At 66.1% G+C, this 22,584-nt stretch carries 23 protein-coding genes and 1 tRNA gene; 3 read left to right on the forward strand and 21 right to left on the reverse strand.

Going from position 1 to position 22,584, the window contains the following annotated elements; translation table 11 throughout:
- Window positions 1–13: 13 nt before the first annotated feature.
- The 11 genes from der to WDO72_03860 all read right to left on the reverse strand — a co-directional run bounded on the left by der (window position 14) and on the right by WDO72_03860 (window position 10,754).
- On the reverse strand, window positions 14–1,486 hold the full coding sequence (gene der, locus WDO72_03810) for a ribosome biogenesis GTPase Der (GenBank protein MEJ0084779.1): 1,473 nt from the start codon (window positions 1,484–1,486) through the stop codon (window positions 14–16).
- Between the two features lie 34 nt (window positions 1,487–1,520).
- Entirely contained in the window at window positions 1,521–2,783 is a 1,263-nt protein-coding gene (gene bamB / locus WDO72_03815; GenBank protein ID MEJ0084780.1) for an outer membrane protein assembly factor BamB, read from the reverse strand.
- Between the two features lie 17 nt (window positions 2,784–2,800).
- On the reverse strand, window positions 2,801–3,454 hold the full coding sequence (locus WDO72_03820) for a tetratricopeptide repeat protein (GenBank protein ID MEJ0084781.1): 654 nt from the start codon (window positions 3,452–3,454) through the stop codon (window positions 2,801–2,803).
- Window positions 3,451–4,734 carry a histidine--tRNA ligase gene (gene hisS, locus WDO72_03825; protein ID MEJ0084782.1) on the reverse strand — a complete coding sequence of 428 codons (1,284 nt, stop codon included), beginning with the start codon at window positions 4,732–4,734 and terminating at the stop codon, window positions 3,451–3,453. The genes WDO72_03820 and hisS overlap by 4 nt, the downstream gene beginning before the upstream one ends.
- 2 nt (window positions 4,735–4,736) lie before the next feature.
- Window positions 4,737–5,621, reverse strand: a complete 885-nt coding sequence (locus WDO72_03830; protein MEJ0084783.1) for a RodZ domain-containing protein — start codon at window positions 5,619–5,621, stop codon at window positions 4,737–4,739.
- A 7-nt stretch (window positions 5,622–5,628) separates the two neighbouring features.
- A complete protein-coding gene (gene pilW, locus WDO72_03835; GenBank protein ID MEJ0084784.1) occupies window positions 5,629–6,390 on the reverse strand; it encodes a type IV pilus biogenesis/stability protein PilW in 762 nt (253 codons plus the stop codon).
- Window positions 6,387–7,502 carry a 23S rRNA (adenine(2503)-C(2))-methyltransferase RlmN gene (gene rlmN, locus WDO72_03840; GenBank protein ID MEJ0084785.1) on the reverse strand — a complete coding sequence of 372 codons (1,116 nt, stop codon included), beginning with the start codon at window positions 7,500–7,502 and terminating at the stop codon, window positions 6,387–6,389. Before rlmN ends, pilW begins: the two co-directional genes overlap by 4 nt.
- Window positions 7,503–7,509: 7 nt before the next feature.
- Window positions 7,510–7,938, reverse strand: coding sequence for a nucleoside-diphosphate kinase (gene ndk / locus WDO72_03845; GenBank protein MEJ0084786.1), 429 nt, complete (start codon window positions 7,936–7,938; stop codon window positions 7,510–7,512).
- A 123-nt stretch (window positions 7,939–8,061) separates the two neighbouring features.
- Complete coding sequence (gene iscA / locus WDO72_03850; protein ID MEJ0084787.1) at window positions 8,062–8,385, reverse strand: iron-sulfur cluster assembly protein IscA; 324 nt, start codon at window positions 8,383–8,385, stop codon at window positions 8,062–8,064.
- Window positions 8,386–8,409: 24 nt separating this feature from the next.
- Window positions 8,410–10,014, reverse strand: a complete 1,605-nt coding sequence (locus tag WDO72_03855) for an aminotransferase class V-fold PLP-dependent enzyme (protein ID MEJ0084788.1) — start codon at window positions 10,012–10,014, stop codon at window positions 8,410–8,412.
- Window positions 10,011–10,754, reverse strand: a complete 744-nt coding sequence (locus tag WDO72_03860) for an RNA methyltransferase (GenBank protein MEJ0084789.1) — start codon at window positions 10,752–10,754, stop codon at window positions 10,011–10,013. The genes WDO72_03855 and WDO72_03860 overlap by 4 nt, the downstream gene beginning before the upstream one ends.
- A gap of 41 nt (window positions 10,755–10,795) precedes the next feature.
- Here WDO72_03860 and WDO72_03865 point away from each other — a divergent pair, with 41 nt between their 5' ends.
- On the forward strand, window positions 10,796–11,596 hold the full coding sequence (locus WDO72_03865; protein ID MEJ0084790.1) for an inositol monophosphatase family protein: 801 nt from the start codon (window positions 10,796–10,798) through the stop codon (window positions 11,594–11,596).
- On the opposite strand, the gene WDO72_03870 is transcribed toward WDO72_03865, so the two are convergent.
- The 10 genes from WDO72_03870 to WDO72_03915 all read right to left on the reverse strand — a co-directional run bounded on the left by WDO72_03870 (window position 11,593) and on the right by WDO72_03915 (window position 21,834).
- Entirely contained in the window at window positions 11,593–13,410 is a 1,818-nt protein-coding gene (locus WDO72_03870; protein ID MEJ0084791.1) for an amino acid permease, read from the reverse strand. The two genes, WDO72_03865 and WDO72_03870, sit on opposite strands and share 4 nt — an antisense overlap.
- Window positions 13,411–13,486: 76 nt before the next feature.
- A complete protein-coding gene (locus WDO72_03875) occupies window positions 13,487–14,239 on the reverse strand; it encodes a TerC family protein (GenBank protein MEJ0084792.1) in 753 nt (250 codons plus the stop codon).
- A gap of 25 nt (window positions 14,240–14,264) precedes the next feature.
- A complete protein-coding gene (gene secF / locus WDO72_03880; protein ID MEJ0084793.1) occupies window positions 14,265–15,197 on the reverse strand; it encodes a protein translocase subunit SecF in 933 nt (310 codons plus the stop codon).
- 11 nt (window positions 15,198–15,208) lie between these two features.
- Window positions 15,209–17,077, reverse strand: coding sequence for a protein translocase subunit SecD (gene secD / locus WDO72_03885; protein ID MEJ0084794.1), 1,869 nt, complete (start codon window positions 17,075–17,077; stop codon window positions 15,209–15,211).
- Window positions 17,078–17,086: 9 nt separating this feature from the next.
- A complete protein-coding gene (gene yajC / locus WDO72_03890; GenBank protein ID MEJ0084795.1) occupies window positions 17,087–17,419 on the reverse strand; it encodes a preprotein translocase subunit YajC in 333 nt (110 codons plus the stop codon).
- Between the two features lie 76 nt (window positions 17,420–17,495).
- Window positions 17,496–18,641: a tRNA guanosine(34) transglycosylase Tgt gene (gene tgt, locus WDO72_03895; GenBank protein ID MEJ0084796.1), complete on the reverse strand. Its 1,146-nt coding sequence runs from the start codon at window positions 18,639–18,641 to the stop codon at window positions 17,496–17,498.
- Between the two features lie 10 nt (window positions 18,642–18,651).
- The gene (gene queA, locus WDO72_03900; GenBank protein ID MEJ0084797.1) at window positions 18,652–19,683 is read right to left on the reverse strand and encodes a tRNA preQ1(34) S-adenosylmethionine ribosyltransferase-isomerase QueA; all 1,032 of its coding nucleotides are present in this window, start codon (window positions 19,681–19,683) and stop codon (window positions 18,652–18,654) included.
- Window positions 19,684–19,719: 36 nt separating this feature from the next.
- On the reverse strand, window positions 19,720–20,757 hold the full coding sequence (locus WDO72_03905) for a PDZ domain-containing protein (protein MEJ0084798.1): 1,038 nt from the start codon (window positions 20,755–20,757) through the stop codon (window positions 19,720–19,722).
- 17 nt (window positions 20,758–20,774) lie between these two features.
- Complete coding sequence (locus WDO72_03910) at window positions 20,775–21,248, reverse strand: hypothetical protein (protein ID MEJ0084799.1); 474 nt, start codon at window positions 21,246–21,248, stop codon at window positions 20,775–20,777.
- Complete coding sequence (locus WDO72_03915; protein MEJ0084800.1) at window positions 21,238–21,834, reverse strand: RNA polymerase sigma factor; 597 nt, start codon at window positions 21,832–21,834, stop codon at window positions 21,238–21,240. The genes WDO72_03910 and WDO72_03915 overlap by 11 nt, the downstream gene beginning before the upstream one ends.
- 92 nt (window positions 21,835–21,926) lie before the next feature.
- Between WDO72_03915 and WDO72_03920 the strand changes: the two genes are divergently transcribed.
- Both WDO72_03920 and WDO72_03925 read left to right on the forward strand, forming a co-directional pair.
- A tRNA-Leu gene (locus WDO72_03920) sits at window positions 21,927–22,014 on the forward strand.
- An 8-nt stretch (window positions 22,015–22,022) separates the two neighbouring features.
- Window positions 22,023–22,559, forward strand: a complete 537-nt coding sequence (locus WDO72_03925; protein MEJ0084801.1) for an NUDIX hydrolase — start codon at window positions 22,023–22,025, stop codon at window positions 22,557–22,559.
- Window positions 22,560–22,584: the final 25 nt, after the last annotated feature.

Raw genomic sequence — 22,584 nt, forward strand, 5'->3', positions numbered from 1 at the left:
GCGCACGCGCTATCTACCGGCGCTTCTTCGCCCGTCCGCGAGGCGCGCCGACCTGTTTCGTCCCGCCGCCTTTCTTCTTCGGCGGGCGCTTGGCGCGATCCTTGGTGATGCGCCGCTCGCGCCGTTCCTTCTGCGAGGTCTTCAAGCCGCGTTTTTCCTTGGGCTTGTCCTTCAGGAACGGATTGACGTCGCTGCGGAAATCCACCATCACCGGCGTCGCAAACAGGTCGAACTCATCGCGGAACATGTTCGCGAGGTAACGTTTGTAGGATTCGGGCACGTGCGCCGCCTGGCTGCCGTGCACGATGATACGCGGCGGATTTTTTCCGCCCTGGTGCGCGTACCGCAGCCGGATGCGCCGGCCGCGCACGATCGGCGGCTGGTGCTGCGTCATCGCGCGCTCCATCGCCTTGGTCAGCTGCGGCGTCTTCATCTGGCGCATCGCGGCTTCGTAGGCGCGGATCATCGAGGCGACGAGGTCGCCGACGCCGGTGCCATGCCGCGCGCTGATGAAATGGATGGGCGCCCACGGTACGAAGTCGAGCTTGAGCGACAGCAGCCGGCGGATGTCGTCGCGTTTCTCGACCGGGATGTTGTCCCACTTGTTGATGGTGAGGATCAGCGCGCGGCCGCGCGACAACGCCAGCCCCAGCACGCTCGCATCCTGCTCGCCGATGGAATCCTGCGCATCGACCACCATCGTGACCACGTGCGCCTCGGCGATGGCCTGCAAGGTCTTCGACACGGACAGGATCTCGACCTCGTCGTCGATCTTCGCGCGGCGCCTGACGCCCGCGGTATCGATGAGCATGAACTCGCGGCCGTCGCGTTCGAACGGCACGAGAATGCTGTCGCGCGTGGTACCCGCCACTTCGCTGGTGATGAGCCGCTCGTCGCCGATCAGGCGGTTGATGAGCGTCGACTTGCCGACGTTCGGGCGGCCGATCACCGCGATGCGGATGCGGCCGTCTTCGTTCTGCTCGCCGGGCGGCACGTTCGGAAAACCCGCCAGCACGACGTCCATGAGCTCTTCGCAGCCGAACCCATGCGTAGCGGCGATGGCATACGGCTCGCCCAGACCGATGCTGTGGAAGTCCGCGCCGGCCAGGCCCGACTCGAGCCCTTCTGCCTTGTTGACGGCCAGGAACACAGGCTTGCCGGAACGGCGCAACTCGTTGGCGAAGAATTGATCCTGCGGCGTGAGCCCGGCACGCGCATCCGCGACGAAGATGAGCCGGTCGGCTTCCTTGATGGCGTGTTCGGTCTGGATACGCATCAGCGCGTCCATGCCGATCGGGTTTTCGACCAGTCCGCCGGTGTCGACGCAGACGTACTGCACCGGGCCCAACTTCCCATAGCCGTATTGCCGGTCGCGCGTGACGCCGGGCACGTCGGCCACGATGGCGTCACGCGTCTGCGTGAGCGTGTTGAACAGCGTGGACTTGCCGACGTTCGGCCGTCCGACGATCGCGATGACCGGAAGCATTGGGAGACTTTGTTAGCTGATGATCGCGGCGGCGTCAGCCGCCGGGCGAACGCGTCGGGCCCTGCGACTCGGCGCCAGGCGCCGCCGGTGCCTCGGCTTCGGGGGCGGTCTTCTGCTTCGAAACTTTTTCCGCCTTCGCGGCCCGCGCGGTTACGGGCGTGCCGTGCAGCGCGACCAGGTCGCCCTTGTCGCTGATCACGTAGACGATGCCGTTGACCGACAGCGGCGCGTTGGTCACGCGATCGCCGCCGGTCTTGATGCGTCCGGCCAGCGTGCCCGTGGTGCGGTCGAACCAGTGCACGTAACCCTCGAGATCGGCCACCGCCACGAAATCCCCGGCCACGGCCGGCGCGGACAATGAGCGGCGCTTGAGCAGGTCGTTGCGCCACACCTCGACGCCCGTGCGGCGCTTGAGCGCCACCACTTCGCCGCCGGAGGTCGACAGGTACATCTGGTCGTCGTCGACGTCGACGCCGCGATAACTCGACAAATCGCGCGTCCACCAGATCTGGCCCGAATCGAGCGCCAGCATCGCGGCGCGGCCCTGGAACCCGGCGACGAACACGTCATCGCCTTCGACCTTGACGGCCGCGTCGATGTCATTGAGGCGCTCGAGCTCGGTGCGGCCATGCGACGGCGACACGGGCGAATCCCACACGGTTGCGCCGTCGGTGAGACTCACCGCGAGCACGCGGCCATTGTCGAAGCCCGAAATCGCGATGTCGCGCACCACCACCGGCGCGGCGACGCCACGCAGCGTGAGGCGCGGGATCTGTTGTTCGGTCGACCAGACTTCCTTGCCGTCGGCCAGCGCCAGCGCGCGCAGCTTGCCATCGACGGTGCGCACCACGACCTCGGTCGCGGATACGGCGGGCGAAGAAAGAACCTCGCCCTTCACATCGGCGCGCCAGCGTTCGGCGCCATTGGCAGCCGACAATGCGACCACCTGCCCGTCGGCCGAGCCGACCGCCACGGTGTCGCCGCCCACGCCGGTGCCACCCGCCAGGTCGAGCTTCGTTTCGACGCGCCACAGCTGCTTGCCGGACTTGAGGTCGAATGCGGCCACGTCGCCGTCGCGGCCCGCCGCGAACAGACGACTGTCGGAGCTGGCGAGACCCAGACCCAGGCGCAGCTTCTTGCCGCCGCCGCCCACGCTTGCGCTCCACAACCGCTGCACGTGCACGGTCGGATTGTCGATGTCGGTGAGTTCGGCCGGTTTTTCGACCTTCTTCTCTTTCGAATCGCAGGCCGCCAGCGCCAGCAGCGCCGCCAGAGCCAACAGGGTGGTTTTTTTCATCAGGGTTCTCGGGTAATTCAGCTTTCTTCCGCGCTGGCCGGCGGTGTGCCGCCCAGGTCGCGGATCTTCAGATCGAGTAGTTCGGTGTCGACGCGGCCCTTGTTCTCGCCGCTGCGCGCGGCGAGATATTCGCGCAACGCGCCGCTGCGATCGCCCTTGGCGAGCAGGACGTCACCACGTGCGTCGGCGAAGCGCGGCGCGAATTCGCCCGTCTCGTCGATCTTGAGCGTCGCCAGCGCGTCGTCGTATTTGCCCTGCGCGGACTGCACGCGCGCCAGGCGCATACGCGCGATCAATTTGATTTCCGGTTCGGAAGCCGTGTCCATCACGGTCTTGAGAGTCGCCGCGGCCTTGTCGAGTTCATTCGCATCGACCTGAATGCGCGCCGCGACCAGATTTCCGAGGGCCGCATAGGGGGTCCAGCCGTATTCCCGGGTGAGCTCCGCCGCCAGCGTCTCGCCGCGCGTGCGATCGTTGCGCGTAAAGGCGTCGAGCAGTTCCTCGTAGCGCGCCGAGGCCGTCTCGGCCTGGGTCACCTTGCGCTCCTGGTACCAGCGATACCCGCCGAGCCCGCCCGCACCGATCGCGATGCCCGCGATGATCCACAGGCCATTTGCCTTGAGCCACTCTTTGGCCCGTTCCCATTGTTCGGCTTCGCTGTATTCGCTCACGTCGATCTCCTGAAAAACTCGTCGACCCGCGCGCCGAGTTCGGCGACGGGATGTTCTGTCTGTGTTGTCTCGGCGCCGCGTAAAGGTTTCAACGCGATCACTCCGCGGGCGAGTTCGTCCTCGCCCACGATCAGCGCCAGCCGGGCGCCGGACTCGTCGGCGCGGCGGAACTGTGTCTTGAACTTGGCCGAACCGCAATGGACGACGATACCGCGCCCCGGAAAGGCGTCGCGCAGCTGTTCGGCCATCGCGAGCGCAGCCCGCTGCCCCGCCACGCCCTGCGCCATCACGAACACATCCGGGGACTGGGGTTTGGGGTCCGTGCCGGCCAGGCGCACCAGTTCGGTGACGCGCTCGACACCCATGGCGAAGCCGATGGCGGACGTCGGCTCGCCGCCCATCTGCGCGATCAGCCCGTCATAACGTCCGCCCGAGCAGACCGCATCCTGGGAACCGAGCGCGTCGGTGGTCCACTCGAACACGGTGCGCGAGTAGTAATCGAGGCCGCGCACCAGCCGCGGATTCACGGTGTACGGGATGCCGAGCGCATCGAGCCCGGCGCGGAATTCCACGAAGTGCGCCTTCGACTCGTCGTCGAGGTGATCGGTGAGCACCGGTGCATTCGCGACGATCGCCTGGGTCGGCGGATGTTTGCTGTCGAGGATGCGCAGCGGATTGCCCTCGAGGCGGCGCAGGCCATCGGCATCCAGCGCGCCGAGGTTGGCGCGGAAATAATCCTGCAGCAGCTCGCGATACGCCTTGCGCGATTCGGAGGTGCCGAGAGAATTGACCTGCAGCTTCACGCGCGTCAGGCCTAACAACTTCCAGAGCCGCGCGGTGAGCGCGATCAGCTCGATGTCGACGTCCGGGCCGTTGAAACCGATCGCCTCGACGTCGATCTGCGTGAACTGGCGGTAACGCCCCTTCTGCGGCTTCTCGTGGCGGAACATCGGTCCCTGGCACCAGAGTTTCAGCCGCGCGCCGCGCAGCAGCCCGTTGGAGATCGCGGCGCGCACGATGCCGGCCGTCGCCTCCGGCCGCAGCGTCAAACTATCGCCTCCCAGGTCGGTGAAGGTGTACATCTCCTTCTCGACCACGTCGGTGTATTCGCCGATCGCGCGTTTGAACAGCTCGGTGTGTTCGACCACCGGCACGCGGATCTCGCCGTAACCGTACGAGGCCAGCAATGCGGCGAAGGTGCGTTCGACGTGTTGCCAGACGTCGATGTCCGCGCCGAGTACGTCTTTCATGCCGGTGACCGGCTGGATATTGCGGCTCATGCTCAACGGCCGCGCGACAGCGAGCCGGATCGATTCACGACGAAACGCGCGCCTTCGCCATCGGCCGCGTTGGCCGGAATGCTGCGCGACTCGCCATCGACTTCGACCGTGACGCCGGCGGCATTGCCGAGCACGACGCGCAGCGGGCCGCGGCCCGAAACACTCTGCACACTGCCGGCACTCGCGACGTCGTAGAACAGCCGCTCACCGCGCGAGTCGTAGATCTCGACCCAGCTGTCGTTGGTGAGCTCGAGCTTGAGGCGGGTTTCGCGGGCCGGCGTGGTCTCTTCGCGCTTCGGCGGCGGCGCAGTGGCGGTGGATGTGCCCGGCGCGGCGCCCGACGTGCTGTTGTCAGGTGTACCGGCGACCGGCTCGGTGACGGCGGGCGTGGCCGGCAACGTGACGCTCGGTAATGCCACGGGCACGGCGCCGGAATTCCCGGCCGTCCTGGCTGCGCCGGACTTCGAGCCGGCGAGCACCCACCAGATCGCCAGCAGCAAGACCGCCGCGCACGACAACCCGATCAGCGGGTTCACCAGGCGGCGCGGATCGGCGCGGTGTTCGGCATGCGGGATCTGCGTGAGATCGGGCGGCGGCGGCCGCGCTTCGCGCGACGACAGATAGGTCTCGACCATCTGCGCACCAGGCTCGCCGACGAAATCCGCGTAACGGCGCAGATGGCCGCGTACGTACACCGAGGCGCCGAGCTCGGCGAAACGCTCGGCTTCGAGCGCTTCGATCACCTTGGGGTCGAGGTGCAGCTTTTCCGCCGCCGCGGCCACCGACAACCCGGCGCGGTCACGCCCGGCACGCAGGCGTTCGCCGATGGAACGCGGCGCTGCGGGAGCGGGAGCAGCGGTGGGGGCGGGTGCGTCCGTCTCGTCCATCGGCGAGTCAGGGGCGCTTGAGCGCGCGGGCCTGCGCGGAGTCGGGGAATTCCAAGCGTAGCGTACGCGCGTACTTCTCTTCGCTCATGCGGTCCTTGGCGGCGCGCGCCACGGTCACGCCGGTCAGCAACACGTCCGGATCGGGTTTGAAGGCGCCGACATACGTGTCGATGACCTTGCGTGCCTCCGCGATCCGTTCGCGCTCGAGGTACAGGCTCGCGAGCTGCACGGTCGCTTCGCCGTAGTTAGGACGCGCCTTGATCGCGCCGTTGAATTTCTCCTGCGCCTCGTCGAGCCGCTTGGCGGCCCGCAGGCAGACCCCGGCATTGGTGAGCGCGACTTCGGGAGTGCGGTAATACTTGCTGGCGGCCACCGCCATGAAACGTTCCACGCCCTCTTCGGTGCGGCCGTTCTTGCACAGGTAGATGGCGTAGTTGTTGGAGATGTCCGGATTGGTCGGCGCCAGCCGCAGCGCTTCGCGGAAATGTTTGTCGGCGAGTTTCGGATCGCCGGTGCGGTCGTACAGCAGCCCGAGGCTGGTGTGGACGTCGGCATCCTTCGGGTTCTGCTTGAGCGAGCGTTCGAGCTTTTCGCGCGCCAGCGGATAGTTGCCCTGCTGCAGATAGGCGGTGCCGAGCTGGATGTTGTACTTGGCGGCGGCCTCTTTCGGATCGTCCTGCTTGAGCGGCTTGCCGCCTTCGCTGTTGCTGGTGACGCAGCCGATCAGCAACGCGGCCGCGAGGACCACGATCGAATACGAGTACTTCATGCGCGCACCTGCAAGCCGAAAGTTTTCGAGCCCAGCCGCACGATGGTGCGGTCGGTGACCTGACCCGCGAGCTGCCCGCAGGCCGCATCGATGTCCTCGCCGCGCGTCTTGCGGATGGTGGCGATGACGCCGCGCCGGATCAGCTCGTCGCCGAATTGCCGGATCACGTCGTTCGGCGAGCGGCGATATTGCGTGCCCGGAAACGGGTTGAAAGGAATGAGATTGACCTTCGCCGGCTTGTCTTTCAGCAGGCGCGCGAGCTCGATGGCGTGTTCGCGCCGGTCGTTGACGCCGTCGAGCATCACGTATTCGAACGTGACGCTGCGGCCGTTCTGTTCGTCGAGGTAGTGCCAGCAGGCGTCCAGCAACTCGGCGATGTTGTGCTTGCGGTTGATCGGCACCAGCTGGCTGCGCAGTTCGTCGTTCGGCGCGTGCAGCGAAACCGCGAGCGCGCAATTCACTTCTTCAGCCAGCTTGTAGATCTGCGGCACGAGCCCCGAAGTCGACAGCGTGACGCGGCGGCGCGAGATGTCGAAGCCGAGATCGTCGAGGAAGATGCGGATCGCCGGGATCACGTTGCGGAAATTGGCCAGCGGCTCGCCCATGCCCATGAGCACGATGTTGGTGATGACGCGATCGTCGCCCACCTTCCACCCAAGCTCCTTGTTCGCGAGCCACACCTGGCCGACGATCTCCGCGGTAGTCAGGTTGCGGTTGAAACCCTGCTGCGCGGTCGAGCAGAACGAGCAGTCGAGCACACAGCCGACCTGCGAGGAGATGCACAACGTGCCGCGGTCTTCCTCCGGGATGAACACCGTTTCATAGGCCTGGCCGCCACCGCCCGCCAGCAGCCACTTGCGCGTGCCGTCGGAAGCAATCTGCGTCTTCACGATCTCGGGCACGCGAACTTCGGCCCGCGTCAGTAGTTCGGCACGGAAATCCTTGGCGAGATCCGTCATCGCCGCGATGTCGCCCTCGCCGCGTTTGTACAGCCAGTTCATCAGCTGCCGCGCGCGGAAGGGTTTGCTGCCCATCGACGCCACGAACGCCTCGAGGTCCGCCTTGGGCAGACCTAACAAGTTCGTCAATGGTGATGCGGGAGCGTCGGACATTCGGACTTCACCCGCGCGGGCAGAGCTCCGTCGTGCGGAAGAAGTACGCGATCTCGACCGCGGCCGTTTCCGGAGCGTCCGAGCCGTGGACCGTGTTCGCCTCTATGCTCTCGGCGAGGTCGGCGCGGATCGTGCCCGGCGCGGCCTTCTTCGGATCGGTGGCGCCCATGATCTCGCGATTCTTCGCGATGGCGTTTTCACCTTCGAGCACCTGCACGAGCACCGGACCCGAGGTCATGTACTTCACGAGGTCTTTGAAAAACGGGCGCGCCGAATGCACGGCGTAGAAACCTTCGGCGTCGCGCTGCGACAGGTGGACCATGCGCGCGGCGATGACCTTGAGGCCCGCTTTTTCGAAGCGGCTGAGGACCTCGCCGATGAGGTTACGGGCAACGCCGTCGGGCTTGACGATGGAAAAGGTGCGCTCGAGCGCCATGCGAATGATTCCTTGTGGGGGTCGTAAAGGCGCGCGATTGTACCGGGAGGACGTGCTCCCCGCGAGTAAGCCGCTGAAATTTAACGCCGAAAAGCCGCCCTGCGGCTCACGTCTGTTAGACGCCTAGACGTTGAAAGATTCCCCACATCCACATTCGCCCTTGATGTTGGGGTTATGGAAACGGAACGCCTCGTTGAGACCCTGTTTGACGAAGTCGACCGTGGTGCCGTTGATGAGCGGCAGGCTGTCCGGGTCCACGAACACCTTGACGCCCTGGTCCTCGAAAACGAGGTCCGAGGCGGCACTGTCGTCGGCGTAATTGACCACGTAGGCGAAGCCCGAGCAGCCGGTCTTGCGCACCCCGAGCCGCAGGCCCAGACCCTTGCCGCGCGAGGCAAGGAAGGTTTTGACGCGGTCGGCGGCAGCCGGTGTGAGTTGAATGGCCATGGGCGGTCTCTTTCCTGGCGCGTGTCAGCGGTTCAGCGCTGCGCGCAATGCATCTTCGACGATCAACAGCCGGCCAAGTTTCTCGGCCGGGACTTCGAACTTGCGGGCCCAGTCGGCAGGGGCTTCCGGCACGCCGGCAGCGAGCCTGCGGCCTTCGAGAACCTCACATAACCAGGCGACGACCGCCAGAGTATGGGGGCATCCGTAGGCGCTGGAACGGGCACTTTTCACGGATTCACCGGCAATCTCGAGCTCGAACAGTACCCAGGTTCCGTCGGCGCGCCGGCCGGCCTGGCCCTGGCGCACGCCGGCGGGCGGGCTCGCGCGCGCGAAGCGCGGAACGCGTGCTGGCGCCAGAAAGTACCTCTGGGCCAACGGACTCAGGGAGCGCGCCAGCAAAGAACCTGGCGGGCCGGCCAGGGTTGGAGCGCCCCGCCCCACGTCATCGGAATCGGAAGACTCCGCGCCGTCATCACCCGCCAGCCGGCGCAACCTCGCGAGTTCGCGCCGGATGGCCCCCGCGGCCTCATCCACGTCGGCCGCCGTCGTGAAACGCCCGAGGGAAACTCGCAGCGAGCTCTGCGCGAGTTCGGCATCCCGGCCCAGCGCGCGCAGCACGTAGCTCGGCTCGCGGGTGGCGGAACTGCAGGCCGAACCGGTCGACACAGCGATCTCGGGCAGGCCAGTCACCAGGCTTTCTCCCTCGATGCCCTCGAATGACAGGTTGATGAGGCCGGGAACTCGATGCACGGCATCGCCGTTGAAGATGACGCCGGGCAGCGACTCGAGCTCCCGCCGCAGCCGGCCGGTGAGGTCGCGCGCATGCGCCGCGTCGCGCTCGCCTTGCGCGCGCGCCAGAGCCGCCGCCGCGCCGAGACCTGCGATCTGGTGCGTGGCCAGCGTGCCCGGGCGCAAACCCCGCTCGTGGCCGCCGCCGAACTGCACGGGCGCGATGCGCGGCCGCGCCGCCTCGCGTACGTACAACGCGCCGACGCCCTTGGGGCCGTAGAACTTGTGCGCGGTCAGCGCGAGAAAATCGACGCCGAGCCGCCCCACGTCGACGGGTAGTTTGCCCGCGGCCTGCGAGGCGTCCGTGTGCACCAGCACTCCACGCGCGGCGCACACGGCGGCGATCTGCGCGACGTCGTTGGTGACACCGATCTCGTTGTTCGCGAGCATCAGCGAGACTAGCAGCGTGTCGGCGCGCAGCGCGGCGCGCACGGCCTCGGGCGACACGCGGCCGCCGGCGTCGGGCTCGAGCAAGGTCACCGGGAAACCGTCGCGCGCCAGCTGCGCGCAGGTGTCGAGCACCGATTTGTGCTCGGTCCGGCTGCTGACGATGTGGCCGTGTCCGGCGGCGCGCCGCGCCGCGCGCGCAACGCCGAGCAGCGCCAGGTTGTTTGCCTCGGTGGCGCCCGACGTGAAGACGATCTCGCGTGCCGTGGCGCCGATCAGCGCCGCGACTTCGGCGCGTGCCGCTTCGATGAGGTCGTGGACGGCGAGGCCGGCGCCATGCGTGGCCGAGGCCGCATTCGCCTGTGCGGCAGGATCGGCCAGGCATTGCGCCATCACCGCCGCGACGCGCGGATCGACCGGCGTGGTCGCCGCGTAGTCCAGGTAGATAGTCATCGTGGACCGGCCGGCCGCCGCTTGTTCTGCACGGCCGTGAGGATGCCGCGCAGGATGTTGACCTCGTTCTGGTCCATCTCGCTGCGCTGGAACAGGCGCCGGATGCGCGTGCCCAGCTGCGTGCCACCCTGCGTGCGGTCGCGGAAATCGATCTCTTCCATGACCTGCGCGAGGTGCGCGTAGAAACGCTCCATGTCCTCGCCCGAGGCGGGCGGCACCGTGGGTTCCGACAGCGGCCGGGAACTGGCCGGACTGCCCGCGGCGCGGAACAATTCGTAGGTCAAGAGCTGCACCGCCATCGCGAGATTGAGCGAGGGGTACTCGGGATTGGCCGGGATGCGGATCAGCAGGTGCGCGAGCGCCAGCTCCTCGTTGGTGAGCCCGGTGCGCTCGGCGCCAAACAACACCGCGGCAGGAGCGATCTCGCTCTTGCCGAATATGTTCTGCGCCGCCTCGTGCAGATCGAGCGCGCGGAAATTGTGATCGCGCGACCGCGACGTCGTCGCCGCGACGAAACCGCAGTCGGCGACCGCGTCGGCCACGGTGTCGACCACGCGCGCGCGCTCCAGCAGATCGGCCGCGCCCGACGCGCGCGCAGTCGCTTCCGGGTGCGGATAGGCCTTCGGACGCACCAGCACGAGATCCACGAGCGCCATGTTCTTCATGGCGCGCGCCACCGCCCCGATGTTTCCGGGGTGTGAGGGCTCGACCAGCACGATGCGAATGGCGGAAAGGGGCACGGCCTGTATCATAGCGACCCTTTTTGACCCCTCCCCGCCCGATGCAGCCACTACTCAATATCGCGGTCAAAGCCGCGCGCCGCGCCGGCGACATCATCGTCCGCGCCATCCCGCGCCTCGAAGCCGTGCAGGTCGAAAGCAAGGGCCGCAACGATTTTGTGACCGAGGTCGACAAGGCCGCCGAAGCCGACATCATCCAGACGATCCGCCGGCTGCATCCCGATCACGCCTTCCTCGCCGAGGAAAGCGGCGCCAGCGGCAACAACGAGGTGGTGTGGATCATCGATCCGCTCGATGGCACGACCAACTTCATGCACGGCAACCCGGTGTTCGCGGTGTCGATCGCCTGCCAGATCCGCGGCCGCCTCGAACACGCGGTGGTGTTCGATCCGATGCGCCAGGAACTCTTCACCGCCTCGCGCGGCGATGGCGCGCAGGTCGAAGGCCGCAAGATGCGCGTCAGCAAGCAGATCACGCTCGAAGGTTCGCTGATCGCGACCGGTTTTCCATTCCGCACCGACTCGCCCTACATCGACGAATATCTCGCGATGCTCAAGGCCGTGATGCTGCGGGCATCGGGCATACGCCGCCCGGGCGCCGCGGCGCTCGATCTGGCGTACGTGGCCGCGGGCCGCGTCGACGGATTCTGGGAGATCGGCCTCAAACCCTGGGACACGGCGGCCGGCACGTTGCTCATCACCGAAGCGGGCGGCCGTGTCGGCACCATCTTCGGCGAGAAGTACGAACAGGGCGGCCACATCATCGCCGGCACGCCCAAGGTCTACGCCGAGCTGGTGGCGGCGGTGTCGCTCCACGCCCCCAGCGCGTTGCGCGGCGCCTAACTAGCTGGTTTCGTTGCGGACGCTTTGTCGCGCAGCGGGCTGACCCAGTACGGATAGCAGAAATACAGCGCCACCGTTCCGAGCAGGAACCAGCCGAACCACACGCGCACCGAGTGTTCGACGCCGATCCAGGCGAGCACGAAGCACAACACGACGCCGATGCCCGGAATGACGGGATATCCCCAGACCTTGAAGTGACGCGGCAGATCGGGCCGCTTGTGTCGCAGCCAGATCACCGAGAAACACACCAGGCCGAAGGCCACCAGCGTTCCGACCGAGGTGAGATCGCCGAGGTAGTTGATGTCGAAGACCGCTGCCGCCACCGAAACGACGACGCCCACGATCAACGTGTTGATCCACGGCGTCTTGAACTTCGGATGCACCTTGGCGAGCACCTTCGGCATGAGGCCGTCGCGCGACATGGAATAAAACACGCGCGTCTGGCCGAACATCAGCACCAGCACCACGGACGATAATCCCGCGATCGCGCCGATCTTGATGCACTTGGCGAGCCAGCCCCACTGCGGGCCGAAAGTATCGACCGCGGTCGCGACGGGCGCCGCGACGTTGAGCTTCGTGAACGACACGACGCCGGTGAGCACCGCGGCGGTGGCCATGTACAGGACCGTGCAAATGACCAGCGAGCCCAGGATGCCGATGGGCATGTCCTTGCGCGGATTCTTCGCTTCCTGGCCCGCGGTCGAGACCGCCTCGAAGCCGATGTAGGCAAAGAAAACAATAGTCGCGGCGCGGATCACGCCGTCGATGCCGAACTGGTTCTCGACGCCGGTCGGCTCCGGAATGAACGGATGCCAGTTGTCGGTGTTGACGAAGAACGCACCGACCGCGATGAACGCGATGATGACCGTGACCTTGATGGCCACGATGATGTTGTTGACGGTGGCCGACTCGGACACGCCGAGGATCAGCAGCATGGTCACCGACAGCGTGATGAACACGGCCGGCAGGTTGAACAGCGACTTCACGATCGAGGCCGGATCCACCGGGACGACGGTGGCCAGCGGCAGCTGCACGACGGAGCCCGTGGGCACCATCAGCTGCGTGCCCGCCGCGAGGTCGCGCAGATGCGTGGTCGCCGGGTCCATGACCTTGGTGGCCTCCGAGAGCAGCGCCGTGCTGTCGGTCTTCACGGCGATGTCGAGCGAATTGACGAGCGCGTAGCCGCCCGACTGTGCCTGGGCGATCACGTCGTTCTGCGCCAGCGCCGTGGTGAAAGCGCCCGAGATCGTGGCCTTGCCCTGCGAGAGGAACTGCACCACCGAGCCATCGGTGAGATGCGCGGTCACGCCGTTCAGGCTGACCAGCGGATCGGTCATGCTGAAGCTCGACGCATGCGAGACGACCAGCTGGCCGACGGCCTGCGTGAACTGCGCGGGGATGTCGAGGCCGATGTCGTGCAGCAGACTGACCGCGTAGCCGGACCAGCCCACCGCGACCACCGAGGCGGCCAGCGCGTATTCGAGCAGCAGCAACGCGCCCATGATCCACGCACCGAATTCACCGACCGTGGTGTAGGCGTAGGTATATGCGGAGCCGGAGACCGGCAGCATCGAGGCGAGCTCGGCGTAACACAGGCCCGCGAAGGCGCAGACGACGCCGGCGATGACGAAGGACAACATGACCGCGGGGCCGGCATACAGCGCGGCGGCAGTGCCCGTGCGGACGAAGATACCGGCGCCGATGATGCAGCCGATGCCAAACAACACCAGGTGGATCGCACCGAGCGAGCGTTTGAGCTCACCGCGGTCGAACTCGGATTGGACCTGATCAATGGACTTGGTACGCCATCTCATCGGGGACCCCGCATTCTTGTAATTGTCAGGATTGTAGGGAGGCCGCTGGCGTTAAGCGAGCGCGATTGCGTCGACGTCAACCGCCTTCACTCTCGTCACGCTTGTTCCGGCGCGCATCCATCAGCTTTCGCAGGCGGATATTCACCATTTCGACGCCCACGGAGAACGCCATCGCGAAGTACAGGTAACCCTTTGGCACGTCGAAGTGGAAGGAATCCGCCACCAGCACGACGCCGACCAGAATAAGGAATGCCAGCGCCAGGATCTTGATGGTCGGATGCCGGTCGATGAAGGCGCCGATCGAGCCCGACACCCACATCATCACGCCAATGGCGAGGACTATGGCCGCGACCATGATCGGCAGCTGCTCGGGTTTTGCCAGCCCGACTGCCGTGAACACCGAATCGAGCGAGAACACGATGTCGATGATGGCGATCTGCACGACGATCGCGAAGAAATTGGCGAATACCTTGGTGTGGCGTTCACCTTCGGCGCCCTCGAGCGTGCCATGGATCTCGGTGACGCTCTTGGCCAGCAGGAACAGGCCACCTAACAACAGGATGATGTCGCGCCCGGAGAACTCCTGCGTGAGGATGCTGAACCAGGGCTTGGTCAGGCGCGTCAACCACACGATGGAGAACAGCAGCGCGATACGCGTGATCATCGCGAGCGCGAGACCGACGATCCGCGCCGATTCGCGCCGCTCCGGCGGCAGCCGGCTGACCAGAATCGAGATGAAGATGATGTTGTCGATGCCGAGCACGATCTCGAGCGCGGATAACGTGATGAACGCTATCCACGCATGAGGATCGCTGAGGAGCTCGATCATCCAGCGAAGACCCTATTCTCGAGACTTAAGGCATCTCGTCCAGCTCGCCCTTCCGCACCGGCGGGAAGACGTGTTCGGCCTTGAGGCCGAACGACAGCGCGATCGAACTGGAAATGTAGATCGATGAATACGTGCCGGCGATGATGCCGATCAGCAGCGCTTCGGAGAAGCCACGCAGCGCCGAGCCGCCGAGCAACAGCAACGCCACGACGACGATGGACGTGACCACTTTGGTCATGATGGTGCGTGACAGCGTCTGGTTGATGGCCTGGTCGAGCACCTGGTCCGACGGCAGGCGGCGGTTCTTCTCGAAGGTCTCGCGGATGCGGTCAAACACGATCACGGTGTCGTTGAGCGAGTAGCCGATGACGGCGAGAATGGCCGCGACCACCGGCAGGTCGAACGGCGTCTGCGTGATCGAGAACACGCCCAGCACCAGGATGGGATCGTGCAGCACGGCCAGGATGGCGCCGAGCGACAACCGCCAGGTATGGAACCGCACGATGATGTAGCCCGCGATCAGCACCAGCGTGATCAACAGCGACTTGATGGCCGCATCGCGCAATTCCTCGCCGACCTGCGGACCCACGACCTCGAGCTTCGACATCTGCGCCTTCGGGTCGACCGAGGTCAGGATGCCGAGGAACTTCGGCCGCAGCACTTCGGCGCTCTCGCCGGTCGACTGCAAGCGGATGGTGATGTCCTGCGTGGAGCCGAAAGTCGAAACGGTCGGATCGTGATAACCGGCCGCGACCACCGCGTCGTGGATGGCGTTGATCTTCGCGTTGGTCGGGAAGTTGGCTTCGATGCTGATGCCGCCGGTGAATTCGATGCCGAAATTCAGACCGCGCATGATGAACGAACCGAAGCTCACGACCATCAGCACGGCCGACAGCGTGTACCACACCTTGCGGGTGGCCATGAACGGGAAGTTAGTCTTCTTGTGAAAGAATTCCACGGTACGTTACCTCAGCCGATCGCCAGTCTGGCGACCTTGCGTTTGCCGCCGAACATCAGGGTGAGCAGCGCGCGCGAGCCCATGAGCGCCGTGAACATCGACGTGCCGATGCCGAGCGTCAGCACCACGGCGAACCCGCGGATGGCACCGGTGCCGAAGATCCACAACACGAGGCCGGCGATCAGCGTCGTGATGTTGGAGTCGAAGATCGCCGAGAACGCCTTTTCGAAGCCGGCGCGGATCGCGGTCTGTGGAGACACTCCATTGCGCAGTTCTTCGCGGATACGTTCGTAGATCAGCACGTTCGCGTCGACCGCCATGCCGACGGTGAGGATGATGCCGGCGATGCCGGGCAGCGACAGCGCGGTGCCGAGCATGGAGAGCAGCGCGCTCAGCAACACCACGTTCGCCAGCAGCACGAGGTCCGCGACCACGCCGAACAGCTGGTAGTAGATGATCATGAAGATGAACAGCGCGGCCATGCCGACCACGAGCGCGGTCACGCCCTTCTTGATGTTTTCCTGGCCGAGCTTGGGACCGATGGTGCGTTCGTCGGCGATCGAGATGGACGTGGCGAGCGCGCCGCCGCGCAGCAGCAGCGCCGTCTCTTTCGCCTCGTTCATCGTGAGGCCGGTGGTCTGGAAACGATTGCCGAAGATGCCCTGGATGGTCGCGACATTGATGACGCGCTCTTCCTTGATGTCGCGCACCACCGGCTGGCCATTGACCTCGACGGTTTCGCGACGCTGCTCGATGAACACGACGCCCATGGGTTTACCGAGATTGGCGCGCGTCGTGCGCAGCATCTCGTCACCGCCGGCGCTGTCCAGCGTGATCTGGATTTCCGGACCATTCTGGCCCGTGGACGCCACCGCATTGATGAGCTGATCACCCGTGACGATGATGTCGCGCTTGAGCAGGATCTTGCCGCCTTCCTTGCGGTCGTAGACCTTCGTGCCGAGCGGCGCGGGGCCCTTGGTCGGCGCCGGGCGCGGATCGACCAGCCGATACTCGAGCGTGGCCACCTTGCCGAGCACGTCCTTCACTTCCGCCGAGTTCTGCACGCCGGGTAGTTCGACGACGATGCGATCGAGACCCTGGCGCTGCACCACCGGCTCGGAGACGCCGAGCTCGTTGACGCGGTTGCGCAGCGTGGTGATGTTCTGCGAGATGCCAAAATCGCGGCGCTCGCGCACCTGCACGGGCGTGAGCACGCAATCGACGGCCGCGCCCTCGGCCACGGCCGCGTCGCGGCAACCCAGGTCCGGATGCGATTTCTTGATCGTGTCGCGCACCTTCGAGAGATCCGCGCCGCGCGGCAGCAATACACGCAGGCCGTTCGGGATTTCCGAATCGACGGTCAGCGTGCCGATATCGTTGAACGGAATATCATCGGCGTTCAATGCGCGGCGGAAATCCTGCTCGTAAGTGTTCAGCAGCTTGGCGACCGCGCCGTTCACGTCCACCTGGTACAGAAGATAGAGGCCACCGCGCAGATCGAGGCCGAGCGGCATCGCGCGCAGGCCCAGCGTCTGCAGCCACGACGGCGCGCGCGAGGCATACGACATCGCGTTCACGTAGTCGCGCGTCAGCCCGTTCTTGTCGTCCTTGACGACGGCGCGCGCCTGCAACTGCGTTTCGTTGTCGGCGAAACGCACCATCGTGTTTCCCTTGTCGAGATAGATGCGTTTGTACGCGACGCCGTGGTCCTTGAGCACCTGCTCGACTTTAGCCATCTGCGTGGCGTCCATCGCCGTGCGATCCTTGCGCGCGAGCTGCAGCGCGTAGTCGTCGCCGAAGACGTTCGGCAGGGCGAACAGGAACGCGACGGCCAACACCGCCGCGACGAGCCAATACTTCCAACGCGCGTACTCGAGCATGGGTTGTCCTCAGGCTCCCTTGAGCGTGCCCTTCGGAACCAGCGAGGTGACCTGGAAGCGCTGCACCTTGACGCGCACGTTGTCGGCGATCTCGAGCGTGATGAAGTTGTCGCCCACTTCGACGACGCGGCCGAGGATGCCGCCGGCCGTGACGATCTCATCGCCCGCGGCGATCTTGCTCAGCATTGCCTGGTGTTCTTTCTGCTTCTTCTGCTGGGGGCGGATCAGCAGGAAATAAAAGATGACGACGAACAGGCCCATCATCACGAACATGGGCAGACCGCTCTGCGGCGCGGCGCCGCCTGCGGCCTGGGCCATCGCGTCGGGGATCAATGAATTCATGGTGTTAGCTCACGAGTTGCAGAAAGAACCGGCGCCACATGGCGGCGCGGGCGCGTATTTTGGCCGAAAAAAAAATTTATGCCACAGAGACTTGCGTGGACTCGAGCGGTTCCCGCACGTAGCGGCGGATCACCCCGTCCAGCGATCCGGCTTCGATGCCGGCGCGCAGGTCACGCATGAGCTGCAGGTAGTAGTGCAGGTTGTGCATGGTGTTCAGGCGGCTGCCGAGGATTTCGCCGCACCGGTCGAGGTGGCGCAGATAGGCACGCGAATAATTGCGGCAGGTGTAGCAGGCGCAGGCGGGATCGAGCGGGCCGGTGTCCGCCTGGTGCGCGGCGTTGCGGATGTTCACCACGCCTTGTGAAGTGAACAGGTGCCCGTTGCGTGCGTGCCGCGTCGGCATCACGCAATCGAACATGTCAATGCCGCGCAGCACGGCAGCGATGATGTCCTGCGGGCGTCCGACTCCCATCAGGTAACGCGGTTTGTCGGCCGGCATGTGCGGCAGCAACCCTTCGAGCACGCGCAGCCGGTCTTCTTCGGGCTCGCCGACCGCGAGGCCGCCAACCGCGAAACCTTTCCATTCGAGCTTTTGCAGGGCCTCGAGCGAGGCGAGCCGCAGGTTCAGGTGCATGCCGCCCTGGACGATGCCAAACAACTCGCCGGGCGGCGGCGAACCGTCTTGCTGCGAAGAATAATAGTGCGCGTGGCTGCGCACCGCCCAACGCATCGAGCGCTCCATCGAATCGCGGGCCTGTTGTTCGGTGGCCGGATACGGCGTGCAGTCGTCGAGCGCCATCGCGATGTCGGACGCGAGCGCGAGCTGCACGTCCATCGAATCTTCCGGCGTGAGCCGCACCGCTGCGCCGTCGATGGGCGAACGGAATTGCACGCCCTCCTCCGTGATCTTTCGCAGGCTCTCGAGACTGAAGACCTGGAAACCGCCCGAATCCGTGAGGATGGGTTTGTTCCAGTGCATGAAACCGTGCAGGCCGCCGTGGGCCCGCATGATCTCGTTGCCCGGCCGCAGCATCAGGTGAAACGTGTTGCCTAACACGATCTCGGCGCCGAGCCCTTCGAGCTCCTCGGGTGTCATCGCCTTTACGGTGCCGTAGGTGCCGACCGGCATGAAGGCCGGCGTCTGGATGGTCCCGTGCGCGAGTTCGAGCTGGCCGCGGCGCGCGGCGCCCGCGGTGCCTGACAAGGTGAATCTTGCGGTCATGGGCGGGCCGTCATGTGTGCGCGCCCGGGGCGGGAGTCACGAACATCGCGTCGCCGTAACTGAAGAACCGGTAACGCTGCGCGACCGCATGCGCGTACGCGGCGAGCACCGCCTCGCGCCCCGCGAACGCGCTGACCAGCATCAGCAGCGTGGATTCCGGCAGATGAAAATTGGTGACCATGGCATCGACGACCTTGAAGCGGAAACCGGGCACGATGAACAGCGACGAATCGCCGACGTAAGGCGCGAGCTTGCCGCCCCCGGCGGCGCTCTCGAGCGCGCGCACCACCGTCGTGCCGACGGCAATGATGCGGGCGCCGCGCGCCTTCGCGGCCGCGATGGTCTCACAGGCCGCCGCGCTCACCTCCACGAACTCCGCATGCATGACGTGCGCACCCACGGCATCCGTGCGCACCGGCTGGAACGTGCCCGCGCCGACGTGCAACGTGACGAAGGTACGCTCGACGCCGCGCGTTTCGAGCGCGGCGATCAGCGACTCGTCGAAATGCAGGCTGGCGGTGGGCGCCGCGACCGCGCCGCGCCGGCGCGCGAACAGACTCTGATAACGCGTGCTGTCGGATTCGTCGGGTGCGCGGCGTATGTACGGCGGCAGCGGCATCTGGCCGTGACGCTCGAAGAACGCCAGCGCTGGCTCGGGTAGTTCGACCACCCAGAGGTCGCCGCGTTTCTCGACGATACGGATCGCGCCGCCGCGGCCCTGTAGCGCCATACCGGGGCGCAGCGGTTTGCTGGCACGCGCATGCACCAGCGCGTAGTTGGCGTCCTGCGGCCGCTCGAGCAGCAGCTCGACCTTGCCGCCGGAATCCTTGAGCGCGAACAGGCGCGCGGGAATCACGCGCGTGTCGTTGAACACCAGCAGATCGCCGGGTGAAATGAACTGCGGCAGTTCGCGGAAGTGCCGGTCGGCAACGGCGCCGGTGGCGCCGTCGAGATGCAGCAACCGGCTCGCCGACCGTTCGGCGAGCGGTTGCTGGGCGATCAGTTCTTCGGGCAGGTCGTAGTGAAAGTCGGCGCGGCGCACGGCGGCGAGTTTACCGCCGTGGCCGGGTTCGTCAGTTCATTCGGCGGTACCGGGGCCGATCGGACCCATCGGGCCGATGGGAGGCGCGGGCGGTGCAGGTGGTGCCGGCGGCGGCGGCATGGCGTCGAAGAATTCGCGCATCTCGGGACGATCCGGCATCGTGACGGCCAGCGTGACGGGCTTGCGCTGCCGCAGCACGGTGAGATTCAGTTTCTCGCCGGTCGAATACGAACGCAGGATACGCAGCGCGTGCGCACCGTCGTCGGGTTTGCGGCCGTCGATGGTCTGGATCACGTCGCCGTCTTCGAGCTTCAACGCGTCGTTCTCGGGCGCCTGCACCACCAGCACGCCTTCGGTCGCGCCGAAGTACGCGCCGAGCTTCGGCGTGATGCTGGCGAGTTCCATGCCGCCGAACTCATCCGGAAAGTTGAAGCGCAACTGGCGGACAATCGGCCCGCCCGCCACACCTGTCATGGGACCGACCATCTCCGGCATCTGTTGCATACCGAACATGCGTTCGTCGCCGCCGAACCCGCGCGCGAACGGACGCGCGATCACGATCACGTCCTTGTTCTTGCCGGAACGGATCACGCGCACCTTCACCTTCTGGTCCGGCTTCACCGTGCGCATCTGGTCGATCAACGCGCGGCCCGCGTTTTCGCCGCCGGCAACGGTCTTGCCGTCGAGCGAGACGATCACGTCGCCACCTTGCAGACCGGCCTCGGCTGCCGGGCCGCCGGGGCTCACCGAGCGCACGCGCGCCCCTTCCCGGCCGCTGTCCGGATCGATCTGCACGCCCAGCATCGCGCGCCGGTCGGTGCTGAAGAACATCATGTCGCCGCGCGAGTTTTCCGACAGCTGCCGCGACAGCTCCATGACCTCGCGCGTGGCCTTGTCGAGCCGCACCCGCGCGGCATCGAGCTCGGCGCGTTTCTTCGCCTCATCGGCCTCGCGTTTGGCGTCGTCGGCGGAGCGCCGCGCGTCCGCGGCTTTGGCGCCGTTCTCGGTGGTCACCGTCTGCGCGACGCCGACCGAGCTCAAGCCTAACAAACAAACCAGCAGCAACTGTTTCATGTCGTCTCCGGAAAAATTCAGAAATTGGCGCTGACCAGCTCGGCGTAGCGCACCTGGGCATAGGAATCGAGCAGTTCGTCGCGGGTGCGTTCGAGCCGCGCCACCTCGGCGGTGCGGCCACGCAGGCGCGCGTCGGTCAGCGCGTCGTCGAAGCTCGCGATGTGATCCTCGAGCGCCGCCACGCCTAGATAGGTGTCGGCGCGCACGATGCGCGTCTGCGGGCGTGCCGTCGCAACCGTGGCGGCCGCATCGGCCGCGGGCTCGACGGGCACGCGTTGTTCGAGCCGCCACACACTCGCCGCGACCAGCGCCACCACCAGCACGCTGGCCGTGCCGCGCGCGAGGGCATGCCGGCGGCGAACCCGCGCCTGCTTCGCGTCGTGCCGCGCGAGCAGCGCGTCGTAATCGAACGCGGGGGTTGCGGCCGGCGCGCCCATCTCGAGCCGCTTGAGGCGCGAGATCAGGTCGGCATCATTGAGTTCAGTGTCCATCGAGCTCACTCCCAAGTGCCGCGCGCAGACCCGACTGGGCCGGCGCGATCAGATCGTTGCGCAGCCGCGCGTGGCCGCGCGCCAGCTGCGATTTGGAAAAACTCACCGTGCGTCCGAAGGATGTGGCGATCTCCTCGTGGGACCAGCCTTCGACGTCGAACAGCCACACCACCGTGCGCGTCAGCGGCGAGAGCCGGGCGAGCGCGCGGTCGAGATCGATGAGATCGGAGGTACGTGCCTCGCCGTCGGCCGGGCCCGCCCAGGTGTCGTCGGTCCAGGATTCGAGCGCGACGCGGGCGCGATGCCAGGGCGAACGGAACGCCATCAGGCAGCGGCTCACCGCGATCTTGCGCACCCAGATGCCGAATGGCGCCTCGCCGCGAAAGTCGGCCAGGTGCTCGTACATGGCGATGAGGCTGTCCTGCAGGAGGTCCTCAGACATGGCCTTGTGCCGCACCAGGCGCCGGATGATCGCGAGCGTCGGCCCCGCCAGCCGTTCGAACAGCACGCGGCGCGCCGCGGCATCGCCAGCCCGCGCGGCGGCCAGTTCGTCAGCCGAAAAGTCGATTTCCGCGAGTCTTTGCATTTGAACTCTTACATCCGGTCTACGGGCCTAGATGCCCGCTGCCGTCGAAAGGTCGCAAGCCCGGAACCTGATCGCTATACTCCCCGCCCCGCGCCGGGATGGCGGAACTGGTAGACGCGGCGGACTCAAAATCCGTTGCCCTTATAAGGCGTGTGGGTTCGATTCCCTCTCCCGGCACCACTTTATCGATGAATTTCTGCAGCAACTGTGGCTCCCGCGTCGTCCTCAAAGTTCCGCAGGACGACTTCCTGCCGCGCTTCGTTTGCGAGAACTGCGGGACCATCCACTACCAGAACCCGAAGGTCGTCGTCGGCTGCGTGCCGATCTACGAGGACCGCATCCTGATCTGCAAGCGCGGCATCGAACCGCGCCACGGGTTCTGGACGATTCCCGCCGGGTTTATGGAAAACGGCGAGACGCTCGAGCAAGGCGCGGCGCGCGAGGCGCGCGAAGAGGCGCTCATCGACGTCGAGATCGGCAGCCTGCTCGCGCTCGCGAACGTGCCGCATGCCGAGCAGGTGCACGTGTTCTTTCGCGCGCGCATGCGGACCGCGCATTTCGGCGTGACGCACGAAAGCCTGGAAGTGAAGCTCGTGACCGAGGATGAGATTCCCTGGGACGACGTTGCATTCCCGAGCACCGAGTTTGCCCTGCGCAACTACCTGGCCGACCGGCGTGCCGGCGTCGAGAAACACCACATCGGCGCGATGCCGCGCAGGTTTTAGGGAACCGCTGCCAGGTTTCCCAGGT

This window comes from Pseudomonadota bacterium (genome assembly GCA_037200975.1).
In the GTDB taxonomy this organism is placed as follows: Bacteria; Pseudomonadota; Gammaproteobacteria; order Steroidobacterales; family Steroidobacteraceae; genus CADEED01.

Bases quoted from the DNA above. Each gene is read 5' to 3' on its own strand.
- der (MEJ0084779.1), bottom strand. From the start codon at position 1,486: ATGCTTCCGGTCATCGCGATCGTCGGACGGCCGAACGTCGGCAAGTCC.
- bamB (MEJ0084780.1), bottom strand. From the start codon at position 2,783: ATGAAAAAAACCACCCTGTTGGCTCTGGCGGCGCTGCTGGCGCTGGCG.
- hisS (MEJ0084782.1), bottom strand. From the start codon at position 4,734: ATGAGCCGCAATATCCAGCCGGTCACCGGCATGAAAGACGTACTCGGC.
- WDO72_03830 (MEJ0084783.1), bottom strand. From the start codon at position 5,621: ATGGACGAGACGGACGCACCCGCCCCCACCGCTGCTCCCGCTCCCGCA.
- pilW (MEJ0084784.1), bottom strand. From the start codon at position 6,390: ATGAAGTACTCGTATTCGATCGTGGTCCTCGCGGCCGCGTTGCTGATC.
- rlmN (MEJ0084785.1), bottom strand. From the start codon at position 7,502: ATGTCCGACGCTCCCGCATCACCATTGACGAACTTGTTAGGTCTGCCC.
- ndk (MEJ0084786.1), bottom strand. From the start codon at position 7,938: ATGGCGCTCGAGCGCACCTTTTCCATCGTCAAGCCCGACGGCGTTGCC.
- iscA (MEJ0084787.1), bottom strand. From the start codon at position 8,385: ATGGCCATTCAACTCACACCGGCTGCCGCCGACCGCGTCAAAACCTTC.
- WDO72_03855 (MEJ0084788.1), bottom strand. From the start codon at position 10,014: ATGACTATCTACCTGGACTACGCGGCGACCACGCCGGTCGATCCGCGC.
- WDO72_03865 (MEJ0084790.1), top strand. From the start codon at position 10,796: ATGCAGCCACTACTCAATATCGCGGTCAAAGCCGCGCGCCGCGCCGGC.
- WDO72_03870 (MEJ0084791.1), bottom strand. From the start codon at position 13,410: ATGAGATGGCGTACCAAGTCCATTGATCAGGTCCAATCCGAGTTCGAC.
- WDO72_03875 (MEJ0084792.1), bottom strand. From the start codon at position 14,239: ATGATCGAGCTCCTCAGCGATCCTCATGCGTGGATAGCGTTCATCACG.
- secD (MEJ0084794.1), bottom strand. From the start codon at position 17,077: ATGCTCGAGTACGCGCGTTGGAAGTATTGGCTCGTCGCGGCGGTGTTG.
- yajC (MEJ0084795.1), bottom strand. From the start codon at position 17,419: ATGAATTCATTGATCCCCGACGCGATGGCCCAGGCCGCAGGCGGCGCC.
- tgt (MEJ0084796.1), bottom strand. From the start codon at position 18,641: ATGACCGCAAGATTCACCTTGTCAGGCACCGCGGGCGCCGCGCGCCGC.
- WDO72_03905 (MEJ0084798.1), bottom strand. From the start codon at position 20,757: ATGAAACAGTTGCTGCTGGTTTGTTTGTTAGGCTTGAGCTCGGTCGGC.
- WDO72_03910 (MEJ0084799.1), bottom strand. From the start codon at position 21,248: ATGGACACTGAACTCAATGATGCCGACCTGATCTCGCGCCTCAAGCGG.
- WDO72_03915 (MEJ0084800.1), bottom strand. From the start codon at position 21,834: ATGCAAAGACTCGCGGAAATCGACTTTTCGGCTGACGAACTGGCCGCC.
- WDO72_03925 (MEJ0084801.1), top strand. From the start codon at position 22,023: ATGAATTTCTGCAGCAACTGTGGCTCCCGCGTCGTCCTCAAAGTTCCG.